12 protein-coding genes are annotated in these 12,994 nt (G+C 44.3%); 1 reads left to right on the forward strand and 11 read right to left on the reverse strand.

Annotation, left to right across the window (positions count from 1 at the left end; translation table 11 throughout):
- Window positions 1–48: 48 nt before the first annotated feature.
- Window positions 49–930, forward strand: a complete 882-nt coding sequence (locus BBD42_RS25295; RefSeq protein ID WP_099520411.1) for a LysR family transcriptional regulator — start codon at window positions 49–51, stop codon at window positions 928–930.
- Between the two features lie 83 nt (window positions 931–1,013).
- Here BBD42_RS25295 and ppsA read toward each other — a convergent pair whose 3' ends face one another.
- The 11 genes from ppsA to BBD42_RS25350 all read right to left on the reverse strand — a co-directional run bounded on the left by ppsA (window position 1,014) and on the right by BBD42_RS25350 (window position 12,728).
- Window positions 1,014–3,632: a phosphoenolpyruvate synthase gene (ppsA, locus tag BBD42_RS25300; protein ID WP_099520412.1), complete on the reverse strand. Its 2,619-nt coding sequence runs from the start codon at window positions 3,630–3,632 to the stop codon at window positions 1,014–1,016.
- A gap of 318 nt (window positions 3,633–3,950) precedes the next feature.
- Window positions 3,951–4,709: an SDR family NAD(P)-dependent oxidoreductase gene (locus BBD42_RS25305; RefSeq protein WP_099520413.1), complete on the reverse strand. Its 759-nt coding sequence runs from the start codon at window positions 4,707–4,709 to the stop codon at window positions 3,951–3,953.
- A 248-nt stretch (window positions 4,710–4,957) separates the two neighbouring features.
- Window positions 4,958–5,668 (reverse strand): helix-turn-helix transcriptional regulator, encoded by a 711-nt coding sequence (locus tag BBD42_RS25310; protein ID WP_099520414.1) that lies wholly within the window; start codon window positions 5,666–5,668, stop codon window positions 4,958–4,960.
- Between the two features lie 129 nt (window positions 5,669–5,797).
- Window positions 5,798–6,217, reverse strand: coding sequence for an ester cyclase (locus tag BBD42_RS25315; protein WP_099520415.1), 420 nt, complete (start codon window positions 6,215–6,217; stop codon window positions 5,798–5,800).
- A gap of 31 nt (window positions 6,218–6,248) precedes the next feature.
- Entirely contained in the window at window positions 6,249–7,085 is an 837-nt protein-coding gene (locus tag BBD42_RS25320; RefSeq protein ID WP_237163228.1) for an SPL family radical SAM protein, read from the reverse strand.
- 26 nt (window positions 7,086–7,111) lie between these two features.
- Entirely contained in the window at window positions 7,112–8,008 is an 897-nt protein-coding gene (locus tag BBD42_RS25325; RefSeq protein ID WP_099520416.1) for a protein-ADP-ribose hydrolase, read from the reverse strand.
- 27 nt (window positions 8,009–8,035) lie between these two features.
- Window positions 8,036–8,938 carry an SIR2 family NAD-dependent protein deacylase gene (locus BBD42_RS25330; protein WP_237163229.1) on the reverse strand — a complete coding sequence of 301 codons (903 nt, stop codon included), beginning with the start codon at window positions 8,936–8,938 and terminating at the stop codon, window positions 8,036–8,038.
- Entirely contained in the window at window positions 8,922–9,263 is a 342-nt protein-coding gene (locus BBD42_RS25335; RefSeq protein WP_237163558.1) for a zinc-binding dehydrogenase, read from the reverse strand. Before BBD42_RS25335 ends, BBD42_RS25330 begins: the two co-directional genes overlap by 17 nt.
- A 241-nt stretch (window positions 9,264–9,504) precedes the next feature.
- A complete protein-coding gene (locus tag BBD42_RS25340; protein ID WP_237163230.1) occupies window positions 9,505–9,957 on the reverse strand; it encodes a MarR family winged helix-turn-helix transcriptional regulator in 453 nt (150 codons plus the stop codon).
- A gap of 130 nt (window positions 9,958–10,087) precedes the next feature.
- On the reverse strand, window positions 10,088–12,343 hold the full coding sequence (locus BBD42_RS25345) for an ATP-binding cassette domain-containing protein (RefSeq protein ID WP_099520418.1): 2,256 nt from the start codon (window positions 12,341–12,343) through the stop codon (window positions 10,088–10,090).
- Between the two features lie 55 nt (window positions 12,344–12,398).
- Entirely contained in the window at window positions 12,399–12,728 is a 330-nt protein-coding gene (locus BBD42_RS25350) for an ArsR/SmtB family transcription factor (protein ID WP_099520419.1), read from the reverse strand.
- Window positions 12,729–12,994 lie beyond the last annotated feature (266 nt).

The following is a 12,994-nucleotide window of genomic DNA, read 5'->3' on the forward strand; positions in this document are numbered from 1 at the left end:
TAGAATAATAGATATTAGTTATATTAGGTATAAAGAGAGGTAATGGATATGCAAGTGAATCTGGAATGGTACCGTGTCTTTTATTGGATTGCTAGAACAGGAAGCTTATCGCGGGCCGCGGATCAGCTTCATATCACTCAACCGGCCGTCAGCCATACCATTAAACAGCTGGAGAGCACCCTTGGTGGGCAGCTGTTTTTCCGCACTCCCAAGGGAGCTACCTTGACCAAGGAAGGAGAAGTGCTTTTTCACTACCTGGAGCAGGCTTTCAATTTCGTTGACATCGGAGAAAAGGCCATAGCAGAGATGAACAACTTAAACAGCGGAGAAATCGCGATTGGAGCAAGCGACACGTTGTGCAAACACTACTTATTGCCTCATCTGGAGCAGTTCCATGCCCAGCACCCCGGAGTACGGATTCGAGTCACGAATCGGACGACTCCGGAGACGCTAGCGCTGCTAAAGGAAGGCAAAATCGACTTTGGCATCGTCAGCCTGCCCGCATCCGACAAACAAGTTGAGTTCCGTAAGAGCACGCCGATTCAGGACAGTCTTGTCGGGGGGATCAAATTTCGGGATTTGGCGGCTGACGGCCCGCTTTCCATTGAAGCCCTCAAGCAATATCCTCTCCTAATTCTTGAGTCGGGGGGCAGTACAAGAAGGTACCTGGATGACTATGCCGCTTTACATGGAGTAAAGCTGGAGCCTGAATTCGAACTGGGAAGCGTGGATCTTCTCGTTCAATTCGCTCGCAGCGGATTCGGCCTTGCTTTTGTCGTTCGAAATTATGTCCAAGAGGAGCTGCAGTCCGGCAAGCTCTTTGAAATATCATTGGATCCGCCGTTGCCCGAACGGCAAATCGGTATTGCAACGCTGCGAGGAGTCCCTCTGTCTTCGGCGACCCGGTCTTTTCTGGCGTTATTGCCTTGAAAGCCGTTCCAATCATCTGGCCGGGCCCTTCTGGAAGTAAATGTAACCGTCCCAACACCGCATCGTTCCTTTGATCCAGAACATTACAATATTTCGATATACCCTTCAGTTCCATGCACGCGAATGCGTTGCCCATCTTTTATTAGTTTGGTAGCACTTTCTACCCCAACAACTGCTGGCAAGCCATATTCACGCGCGATAACGGATCCATGGGTCATTAGTCCGCCCACTTCGGTGACTAGTCCTTTAATGGATACAAACAAAGGTGTCCAGCCAGGGTCAGTAAAGGACGTGACTAATATATCTCCATCTTCTAGAACCGCATCTTCCATCCTTAAGATGACACGTGCTCGCCCCTCAATCACTCCAGAAGAAACAGGCAAGCCTACCAAAGCTTCGGCTGGGAGATTTTCTCGTTCGTATTTACCCGAAAGCATTTCACCATCAGACGTAATAACTCGTGGTGGAGTTAGTTTTTCATAAATGTTGTACTCGTCCTTTCGTTTGCTGATGATCTGGTAATCCAGTTTTTTGGTGCGTACGACATCGCTAAGTTCGTCAAAAAAGAGATAATATACATCTTCTTTCTCATGAATAACGCCCGCTTGAACGAGTTGCTCGGCTTCTTTCAGTAAGGCTTGCTTATATACGAAGTAGCGACTAATCATGCCGTATTTTGGATATTCACGATACCCGATGAAATTTTGGATTAGACTAATCACTCGTTTGGTCTCTTCGGCTTTGCGATTGCCATCCGGTAATGCTTTCAAGCGATCCAATAACTCTCGTTCTTTTTCTAAAGCTTCCTGTCGTCCTTGCTCAAATTTCCGTTTGCCCTCATTAGGCTCAAAGTTTTTAATGTTACCTAGAATCATCGGGATAAGTGTCATTGGTTTTTCACTCCAACGCGTTTTCGTCATATCGATTTCTCCAGCACAGCGCATTCCGTATTTATGGAGATAAGCAGAGATAGCGTCTAGGGTTTCCTGTCCGCCTTTAAACGTAACGAGCTCATCCAAAAAGTTATCGTTTTTTACATGCTGTAAAAAATCAATGACTTCTGGAAAAGGGCGAATCACATCGGCGACATCCAATAGCGCCAGACCCATTTCCGAAGTAATATTGTTTGGAACAGATTGCGAAAGCGTATCTGCCACGTTTTTTTCACCTAACCACTCTTTCATTCTTTCATTAATCCATGCAGAAGCATCCATGGCAGTCATAAACACAGCCGAACTTTGTGGATCAAATAAAAATTTCTTTAATTGCTGGATATCTTCTAGAATAAAATCAAATAAAGCTGACCCTGTTTTCGTTTGGATGTTTTGTTTTAACTCTTCTATCGATGTTTGATTACGCTTAATCAAATCAGAAACGATGGTCGGATCGTTTTCGATTTGTGCTTGAAAATCCGAAGACGCTATACCTTCATGGCTATTACTGGTACTAGGCATTTTTTCACCATCATCTGGTGACGTTTTTATAAAACCTTCTCGCGCAACGATGGTCAAAAGTGCGTCTTTGATGAGTGGCTCGGATTTACCCAGTGCATCTATGATCATCTTTCTTCTGTCAGGCGAAGCCAAAGCAGGTGTGATATCAACAAATAGTCTTCCACCAGCTTTACGCATAGGTGCACGTGTCGTTAACAAGTAAAAAGACAATCCCAATGGTTTTATAGGGTCGGTCATCATTTGTTGGTGGCCGACAGATACATAGACGCGATTTTCTTGATCGTCCGCTTCAGGGATCGGGTATAAAGTAGTGATTGGCCGGCTCTGAACAATATAAAAGGTATCATGAGCCAAGCACCATTCGATATCTTGCGGGCAGCCGAAATGTTCTTCAATCTTTCTTCCTATGCGTGCTAGCTGTAAAATTTGTTGTTCAGTAAGGGTTTGCGCCTTTTGCTGATCAGGATCGATCTGCTGAGTCTCTGTTCCGCCTTCTTTTAGTCCATAGATAGCCCATTTTTTGGCTGCAATCTTCATATCAACGATTTTCTCTTCCTGTACTTTATAACTATCGGGAGATACCAACCCAGATACCAAAGCTTCTCCAAGTCCAAAACTGGCATCGATGGTTAGCCGCTTTCGGTTAGAATTAATCGGATCAGCAGTAAATAAAATCCCTGAAGCCTGTGGGAAAACCATTCTTTGAACAATAACGGATAAATAAACTTGGCTGTGGTCAAATCCATTTTGCATACGGTAGATCACCGCGCGATCCGTAAAGAGGGAAGCCCAACATTTGCTAATATGCTGCAAGATTGCTTCTTTGCCGATGACATTTAAGTAGGTATCTTGTTGGCCAGCAAAAGAGGCATGTGGCAAATCTTCAGCCGTCGCACTAGAACGTACTGCATAAGCATGTTTAACCCCAAACTCGGAGAGATAATGAGTAACTGCTTTTACAACATCGGCAGGAATGTCTGCTTCCATAATGATCTGTCGAATCATTCGGCTGATTTCACCAATTTGATCTCGATCCTCTACTGTTAGCATCATTAGTCGATTGAGCAAAGCATGGTACGTTTCGTTTTGTTCGATGACTGTTTGATATCCCGCCGTTGTAACACAAAATCCTTCTGGTACTCGTATTCCTTCTATTTTGGATAATTCCCCTAAATTCAACCCTTTTCCACCAACGAGCAACAGCTGCGTTTTATCCATTTCCTGAAAACCGAGAACCAAAGAACGCATACAACATCTCTCCTAACCATTAAATTGAAAAAAAAATCATTTGACACGAGTTCATCAACATAGTACAATTAAATTATAAGATGCGTTATTTATGTCAATTTAAATCACGAGAGTCGTATTCAGATTGTATCATCGTGTCTGTTTATATGCAATATGAAAGAACCTGATTAGACTAATCAGGTTCTTTTTGTGATTTCTCGCTATGATTTGTTGTATCAAAAAAAGTGGACATTTCCGTTTTCTAAAACGGATGTCCACTCTTTTTGTACGCATTCTTTCATTTTATTCTTCTATGACTATTAATATATGATTATTGATTTACCAATGAATATCTACGCCGCCTTCAACACGGATATCTTGTCCTGTTATCCATCTGCTATCTTCTGAGGCTAAAAATAAAATAACGGGGATCACATCTTCTTCTGGTATTCCAACTCTGTTGAAGGGACTGGATTTCGCCACTTCCGTCATTATGACATCATAAAGTTCTTTCGGAGAGTCATTTATTACCGTATCCGTTATCGCTATAGGACTGACATTGTTCACTCGAATATTATATTTTCCCCATTCAATCGCAACAGTACGGGTTAAAGCCCCAACAGCGCCTTTAGCTGCAGTATAAGATGCATATCCATCTAGACCTTGAACGGCCCTGCTTATAAAATTGATAATCGATCCCCCATTTTCTTTCATTAAAGGGAAACAAAGCTGCATCATCGTCCATGTTGCATATAGTTGTGTTTTTAATGAATGATCTAAATCCTCAATCGTTTGCTCTAAAAAAGGCACCATATAGTTCGAAGAAGTGGCCCCATTAATTAATACATCTACATGGCCAAATTTCTCTTGAATGCTCTGCACAAATTCCTTCATTTGCTCTTGTTCTTTTAAGTTTGTTACTATTGCTAATACATCTGTGCCTTCTGCCTCACACAGCTTTGCCGTTTCCTTTAATTTCTCTTCTTGAATATCACAAATGGCTAGTTTTGCCCCTTCTTTGGCAAAGCGGATCGCATTTTGTTTTCCAAGTCCTGCAGCTGCTCCAGTAATCACAACAACTTTATCTTTAAATTTCACTTGCTACACCTCCGAATGTTATGAAAAACAGATCCTGTGTCCATATAAAAAATGACACCTTTACTGTAACAAACTTCGAAGCGGTAACATTACAAGCTTGATGCTTTTTTATATCAGATTTGTACGTGAACTTTTAGATGGTGCAAAGTGGTGCAAATAAGAAATAGACCATTCTTCGCCAAGGAGATGGTCTATTTCTTTTCTGAAATTAAGCGTTTATCTTTGGTTAATATGTGCTTCAGCCTCAATCATGTTTGAGATTTAGGCTTGAGACGGTACTGATGGGGTGTGATTCTCATTTCTCTCCGGAATATATCGGTAAAATGGCTTTGTGAGCTGAAGCCGAGCTTTTGTCCAATATCGTTCAATGTCAGCGAAGTATGTTCGAGAAGCTGCATAGCCGCGGAAATCCTCTCCTTACGGATGCGATCAGAAAGCGTTTCTCCCGTCTCTCGTTTATATGCATGGGAAAGATGGCTTCGGCTAAAGTGCAGCGCCTCCGCGATTTCGCTGACAGTCAGCGAATCGTACAGATGTTCTTTAATATAATGATGACACTTTCGAACTAACGGTGAATAGCGTTTATCCTCTTGGGCAAGCGCGACTTTGCCGGCATACTCAAGGAAAACTTGTTGATGCAAATCTAATAAAGCTTGCACGGATTTGACCTGTTGCGCCTTAAGAATATAATTGCGGTAAATACCTGAAGCCTCCATATCCGACATTCCTCCGTCTACGGCAGAACGCACAATTTGAGGCCATAAAAATTGAACAACCATATAAGTAAAAGATAATTGATTGCTAAAAATCAGCTTTGTATAGGTTTGAAATTCGGGTGTACTCAGCTCTCTCTCAATTTGTTTGCGACGACCGCCGCGAACGCAATCTAATAAAAACGATAGGATGGAATTTCCTTTCAGTCTCGCATATTCATCAGAAATATCGGTTTGAAAGTCCATTGCAAGCGCCTCCTCATCAAATCACTGTTTCTATTCTACCAGAGAGTTGAGGAGGTTTTCATCTCAGAGAGTGTGACCATTCAAAGAGTAAGCGATTTCTAAGCCTGCTTTTTCTCAGCAGCATCTCCGTTAAGCTGTCGGTGCAGCCCCAATCTGTTGAAGCAACCCCAGCATATCGGGTTGGCCAAATTCTTCGACGATTTGTCCACCGGAAAATCGGTAGAAATTCATTGCCTGCACTTGGATCGTCTTCGTTGTTGGTGGGAAACCGTAGAAAGTGCCCAGATGTGTACCTCGCATGATGAAGCGTACAGCCACCTTATCCCCTTCGGCAACCATCTCCTCCAACGTCCACTTTATATCAGGGAAGCCACTTCGCATCATTCCGATGATCGCGAGATAGCCAGCTGGCCCCCGCATCGGCTCGGCCTGTCCGGGGACAAAGAAGATAGCATCCGGTGCAATAAGCTCTACAGCTAGCTTCTCGCTAGCTGTATTAATAAACTCAGTAAATCTGTGCATCTGATGTTTGTTAGTTTCAAATAACATGGTGAAACTCCTTTCTAGACTTCTATTGTTTTTAAGGCTTAGGGAAAGCTTCATTTTTCGAAACATGTATCATCGCATGAGGGAAACTTTTCTTGAAGTACTTTTCGACTCTGACATGGATATCCCCGCGGTACCAATCGGTCAGCCCATGTGCTGCAAATAATTCAGGCATTCCTAGCCGCTTTGAACGCTTTCCCATCGAACCGTCCCCTATATTCAGCGTATCAATCCATATACGATCCACTATGCCGTTCAGCAATTTAGGAAACTCAGGGGTAAACGGCAATACCGGTGAAATGGAGGCCTGCGCAGCTATTCCGGATTCATATATTTCTCTTATAGCTCTTAGGCGCAATTTGATCCCAGGCGCATACGGCGAAAAAATTTGCTTAATATCCTCTCGATCTGTTTCAATCGTCATGGATACCAGGACATCACAAGTCTCCTTTAATTTAAGTATCAAATCAAGATCCCTTGTAATGAGTGGGCTTCGTGTCTGGATTTGAAGCAGATCAGGCGGCGTTTCGAGCATCGCTTCCAAAATCCGTCGTGTAATAGCTGTCTTTCGTTCAATCGGTTGATAAGGATCAGTTGCCGAGGACATAAAGATCTTAATCGGTTTGTTTTTTTGACGCAGCTTGATGACTTCATTCCGGTAATTTTCAGCCGCATTTGTTTTGATCTCCACCCATTCTCCCCAAGGCGTCTCTTTAAACTTTTGAATCGGCATTTCTCTTACGTAACAATATCTGCATGAGAATGCGCAGCCGCTATACGGGTTTAAGGAATGGGTATATCCCGTATCTAAATAACCTGTGGCTTCACTTAAAATTTTCTTGGAAGTTATATCTTTCAATTCAATTGGCAATTAAATTCACATCCCTCTCTGTAAGATCAGGATTGAAACGCATGGAGGTATTCCGTGTAATCGTCGTCGCTGAACACATTAAAGATGATTTTCTCAAAATGGTGGGCATGCGTATTCAACCACTCATTGACGGTTTGGACAGCTATTCTGGACGCTTCTGGCTTAGGAAACCCAAACACCCCTGTCGAGATTGAGCAAAAAGCGACCGTTTTTATATCCTCTATTTCATTGGCCAGCTCCAGACAAGCTCGGTAACAAGCGGCTAACTCTGCCTTTTGCTGCTCTATCAATTCCGTTCCTTTGAATACTATCGGACCTACGGTGTGCAAAACAAACCTTGCGGGCAAATTATAACCTCTTGTGATTTTTGCTCCACCTGTAGCTTCTGGCTCGCCTTGATAAGCCATAATGATTTTGCAATCTTCCCTTAACTGCGGGCCTGCCGCACTGTGAATAGCATTATCAATACAAGCATGATATGGTTGAAAACAGCCCAACATATATTGATTCGCTGCATTGACGATTGCATCTGCACCAAGCCGTGTAATGTCGCCCTGCCATAAGCTGAATTTATCAGCTTGGCTAAAGCTGCACCGGGGTACCAAAGTTGAAACGCAATCTAAATGATCCACATCAACAGTCCCTTTTTCTTTTAATTCGGTTTGCAAAAGAGCGTCTAGCTTGCTTAAAAAGTCCGCTGCTAATGGTGCCGGTTCCCTGACCGTGAGAAGCCTCTTTAGTAAATTGCGTTTTTCCATATAATTAGAGGGAAGCTCCGTTTTCCGCACCTGCTGTTGTTCTTCCAGCAGCGTTTCTAATAAATCGTTTACCATTTCCTCTTTACGACAGAAATCATTTTGCGCTGGTATATAACGGTCGTTCAATTGGATGAGAGAAGCATACTCCATTAATGTTAGTTGCACCCTTTTACATCTCCCTCAACATGAATTTTATTTCATAACCGCTAATACAATCTCTTGCATATCTTCGGTAAATGTGATTGTTTTAGCATTTATTTCCTGCATGCCCTCTGGATGGTCTTTGTTCAGCCGAATTAAAATAGCCCTCTCATTATGATAAGTCATTGTTTCAAAAGGATAACGAATGATGCCCGGCGTATTAAAACCAACTCCCAATTCCAAAAAAACAATCTTCTTTTCTTCAGCATTCAATAAAAAATTTTTGTATGACGTATCCCGATCATGCCACTTGTCATCCTGCACAAAATACCGGTTCATTCTTAAATTAGGATCCATCTTTCCGCCGCAGACCGGACATTTAGGTACGAGCTCAGCTGGTATTTGACAATTAACGGTCTGCTGAATCATATCCTTAACGATTTGTTCATTATAATAAAGTTTGTTGTGGCAGCCTTTAGCACACTGTAGATAGCTGTAATTGCCTTGTATCTCAAATATGCGATCTGGCGGAAAGCCTCCCTTTTCAAACTGGCTTTCGACATTGGTCGTGATGACAAAATACGGCTTGTCTTGAACCAATCGAAATAAATCCTGGTAAAGCTTGGTCGCACCCGCTTCATAGCGGCTTAAACTGATATGCTTGGCCCAGTAAGCCCATTTCTCTTCCTCTGTTGCAAACGGATAAAAGCTGGACGTGTAAAGGTCAGTGAAGCCATACTTTTCAATAAAGGGGCCAAAATGGTCGGTAAAAGGTTTCCCGCTATATGCAATACCCGCAGCTGCCGATAAACCTGCCCCTCCGCCTAATAAAATGGTATCCGCTTCCTCCAACGCCGCTTTTGCTTTGTCCAAACGCGCACGATAACTGTCCATCATTTCGATCACTCCTCGGTTCTTACCAGAAATGAATTGCTCTTTAGAAAAACGGTTCAAAACGTTCCATCTCCCACTCATTCCCTAATATTCCTGACATGCATAGGATGCCATACTCTGACACGAGCGACAGCGAATGTTTCAATGTTGCCGTTCCTACTAGCTCCAAAATTTTATTTGCACCTTGCGGCGCAATAGCAAACAGCTTTTCGGTTAATGATTCATCATCAAGCAGTACATAATCTGCGCCAAATTGCTTTAAAAAATCTGCTTTGTTTTTATCTCGGGTAGTCGATATACCAGTTGCGCCAGCGGACTTGGCAAGCTGCATGGCTGCCATACCTACAGAACTGGTTCCTCCACGAATCAGCAATGTTTCACCCACGCTCAACCTTAGACATTCAAATAGCGAAGCATAAATAGTCCTTAGAATGATTGAAAAAATAATCGGATAGTTGCATCCATAAATTGACGCCCAATGTGACTCGCCCTTTATCCTCGAAAAGTCATCGTATAATAGCTGCGACGTTTTACGGGGATGCTAAGCGCCCATATTTAACACAAAAGTGCGCTTAAACCATTCATTCAAGCATTTAGTTTTATATAAAACTAAATCGCCAAAAAAATTAGAACTCGATTTTGCGAAGAAGTTCTATGATTTGTTTTTTTTCCTCAATAGCGAACTTGCTATATATTTTGTCTATTAGAGAATCAGATATTTCTTCAAAAACTTTTCTAAGATCGTATCCTTTCTCTGTAAGAGTTAGCCGATATATACGCGTATCCTTTAGATCCTTCTCTTTTCGGATGTATCCTTTCTTCACCATTTTATCAACCAAAACGGTTACTGTTGATTTGTCTCGGTCGATTAGCTTGGATAACTCATGCATAGTAAGGCTTTCTTGCTGATACAGTCTAAACAAGATATCACCATGTGATGGCGCAATATCCTTAATATTTCTTTCTCTTAGCTCACTTTCTATAAACCGATTACCCTGACGATGGATGCGGCCAACTAAAGATAAAATATATGTTTCATTCATGAGCTTCATTTTAGTTTTATATAAAACTTTTGTCAAGCACCGTGCTGTTACTTAAATCAGTCAAACTGATTACTTAACAAAAGATTGCTTAACTTAAAAGGCTGCCGATTTTGCCGGCAGCCTTGGAGGAGCATATGAATATTTATCTGAATGTGGATTTGATGCCTTACATCAGATATTTTCCTGTAATCGACTGCTCCGCATCGATGATCTGCGGAGGTGTGCCCTCGAACACTACCTGGCCGCCCTTGCTGCCTCCGTCCGGTCCCATATCAATGATCCAATCGGCTTGGCTGATCACATCGAGATTGTGTTCGATAACGATTACCGTATTGCCGGCATCCACGAGGCGGTTCATGATCTCCAGAAGAAGACCGATATCTGACATATGCAGACCTGTCGTCGGCTCGTCCAGTACGTAGATGCTGCCCTGCTTATGCAGCTCGCTTGCCAGCTTGATGCGCTGGCATTCCCCGCCCGAGAGCGTGCTGAGCGGTTGGCCAAGCGTTATATAGTTCAGCCCCACATCGCTCATCGCCTGCAGCTTGCGTACAACGACTTTCAGCTCGAAAAAATCCAATGCCTGCTCCACAGTCATTTCCAGCACTTCTGCAATGGACTTGCCGTTCAGCTTGTACGCGAGCACCTCTTCCTTGAACCGTCTGCCTCCACATTCTTCGCACGGCAGCTTTACGCTGTCGAGAAAGGCAAGGTCTGTATATACAACACCGAGCCCTTGGCAGTTCTCGCAGGCCCCCTTGGAGTTGAAGCTGAACAAACCTGGGCTGACCTTGTTCGCGGAAGCAAATGCCTTTCGCACATCATCCATAATCCCCGTGTAGGTCGCGGGATTAGAGCGCGTTGACACGCCTACCGCCGATTGGTCGATGACGATCGCATCCAGATGCTGGCTGAGGAACACTTCATTAATCAGCGTGCTTTTCCCCGAGCCGGCGACACCCGTAACTACCGTTAGCACGCCGGTTGGAATATCTACACTCACGTTTCGCAAGTTGTGCAGTGTGGCATTCTTGATGGAGAGCTTGCCAGACGGCTGCCTGCAATCATGCTTCAGCTGGAGCGGCCGCTTCATATGGGTGCCTGTCAATGTACCTGCCTCCAGCAAACCTTGGAAGCTTCCTTCATATACGATGTTGCCGCCGCGGCTGCCGGCGTGTGGCCCAACGTCGACAATATGATCTGCGAGCTTAATTACATCGGGATCATGCTCGACGACAATGACGCTATTGCCCTTGTCCCGGAGCTTTTGCAATAGCTCATTTAACTGATGCACATCGCGGGGGTGCAAGCCCACACTTGGCTCATCAAAAATGTAAGTGACGTCCACCAGACTGCCGCTCAGATGCTTAACCATCTTGACGCGCTGCGACTCGCCACCGGACAAAGTATCCGTCTCACGGTCCAATGTCAAGTAGTCAAGCCCAATATCCACTAGATGCTGCAGACGTTCTGTCAGCGACTTGACGACCGGAGCGGCAACAGGATCGTTAATCTCCCGTATGACGCGAATGAGCTGTCCGACCTCCATTGAGGACAGTTCTGCAATATTGAGTCCATTGATCCTGCAATTGAGTGCAGCCTGACTAAGCCTCGCGCCGCAGCAGCTGGTGCAGGGGCCTTCAGAGATGTACGGCGCAACAGTCTGTTGAGTGCGCTCGGACTTCGTCTTCACATCCTGCTTAATGTACTTGTTGGTGAACTTCTCAATGATGCCTTCCAGAGTAATGTTCATTGCCTTGCCGGCAAACTGCATTTCTACTTTCCCCGCCTTGGCGTACAGCAGCTGCTCCAGTTCCTCTTTCGAATAATCGCTCAGCTTCTTGTCGGCATCGAAGAACCCCGTCTGCATGATCAAGTTCCAATCCCAGCCGTTCACCGAATAGCCCGGCAGCAGAATGGCCCCTTCATTCAACGACTTTGACATGTCCACCGCCTTGCTCATGTCGACGCCCAGCCTGCGACCGAGCCCATTGCACTCCGGACACATTCCTTGCGGATCGTTAAATGAGAACATATTGGCTTGTCCAATAAAAGGCTGACCCACTCGGGAGAAAAGAAGACGAAAAATGGGAGAAATATCGGTAATCGTGCCCATAGTGGAATGGGAACCGCCGCCAAGCCGCTTCTGATCGACAATAACAGCCATGCTCAGATTCTCGATTCCGTCCGTATCCGGCTGTGGAACACGGGGCAGAAAATTGCGCACGAACATGCTGAAGTTCTCATTGAGCAACCGGGTGGATTCTGCAGCGATTGTATCAAAGACGATCGATGATTTGCCAGATCCGGATACCCCGGTGAAAATCGTGATCTTCCGCTTGGGAATGCGCAAGGAGACGTTTTTGAGATTGTTTTCTCTCGCTCCCGAGATTACGATGTACTCTTGATTAGAGTCGCTCATGCGTTACATCCTTCCGATCGTGTTAATGGGGTGGGTCCGTAATTTAATGTGAAACTCATTCTTCTTCCTCATCAAATAGTTGGTTCAAGTCAAGCATATTCGCACTCCAAAACTTGCTGTAGAAGCTTACCCAATCTTGAATTTCTCTGAGTGGAGAGGCATTTAGCCTAAATCGTGTTTCTCTGCCGACTTTTCGATCAAGCACCAGCCCGGCCTCTTTCAGGATTGTCAAATGCTTGGATACGGCTGTTCGGCCCATTTGAAACTGTGCCGTTAACTCATGAAGCGGTATCTCGTCTGTTTCGGCTAACAGCTGAATCAGTCGGCGTCTAGTTGGATCTGCAATCGCGTCAAACACATCCCGCATCGGGTTGTTCTCGCTCACAACACCCTCTCCTAAAAATTATTACCAAGTGACCACCGAAAATTTCATAACCTTCATAATTGATACGGCTCTTCGGATGCACCGCCCACGAGGCGATAATGGTTAATTCGACACCATTTAGTGCCACTTAGATAATAGGTCACCATTTGGTGTCGTGTCAACAACATTTTCAACTCCATTAATGTTGAATGTAAGGCTAATCCAGTCCCTCGAATAATGCTAAATAGTCAAGGGCAGACTTCTTTTAACTTGCTCTGCAAGATTAT

Origin of the sequence: Paenibacillus sp. BIHB 4019 (assembly GCF_002741035.1) — a bacterium.
GTDB lineage: Bacteria > Bacillota > Bacilli > Paenibacillales > Paenibacillaceae > Pristimantibacillus.

Bases quoted from the DNA above. Each gene is read 5' to 3' on its own strand.
- ppsA (WP_099520412.1), bottom strand. From the start codon at position 3,632: ATGCGTTCTTTGGTTCTCGGTTTTCAGGAAATGGATAAAACGCAGCTG.
- BBD42_RS25345 (WP_099520418.1), bottom strand. From the start codon at position 12,343: ATGAGCGACTCTAATCAAGAGTACATCGTAATCTCGGGAGCGAGAGAA.
- BBD42_RS25310 (WP_099520414.1), bottom strand. From the start codon at position 5,668: ATGGACTTTCAAACCGATATTTCTGATGAATATGCGAGACTGAAAGGA.
- BBD42_RS25315 (WP_099520415.1), bottom strand. From the start codon at position 6,217: ATGTTATTTGAAACTAACAAACATCAGATGCACAGATTTACTGAGTTT.
- BBD42_RS25295 (WP_099520411.1), top strand. From the start codon at position 49: ATGCAAGTGAATCTGGAATGGTACCGTGTCTTTTATTGGATTGCTAGA.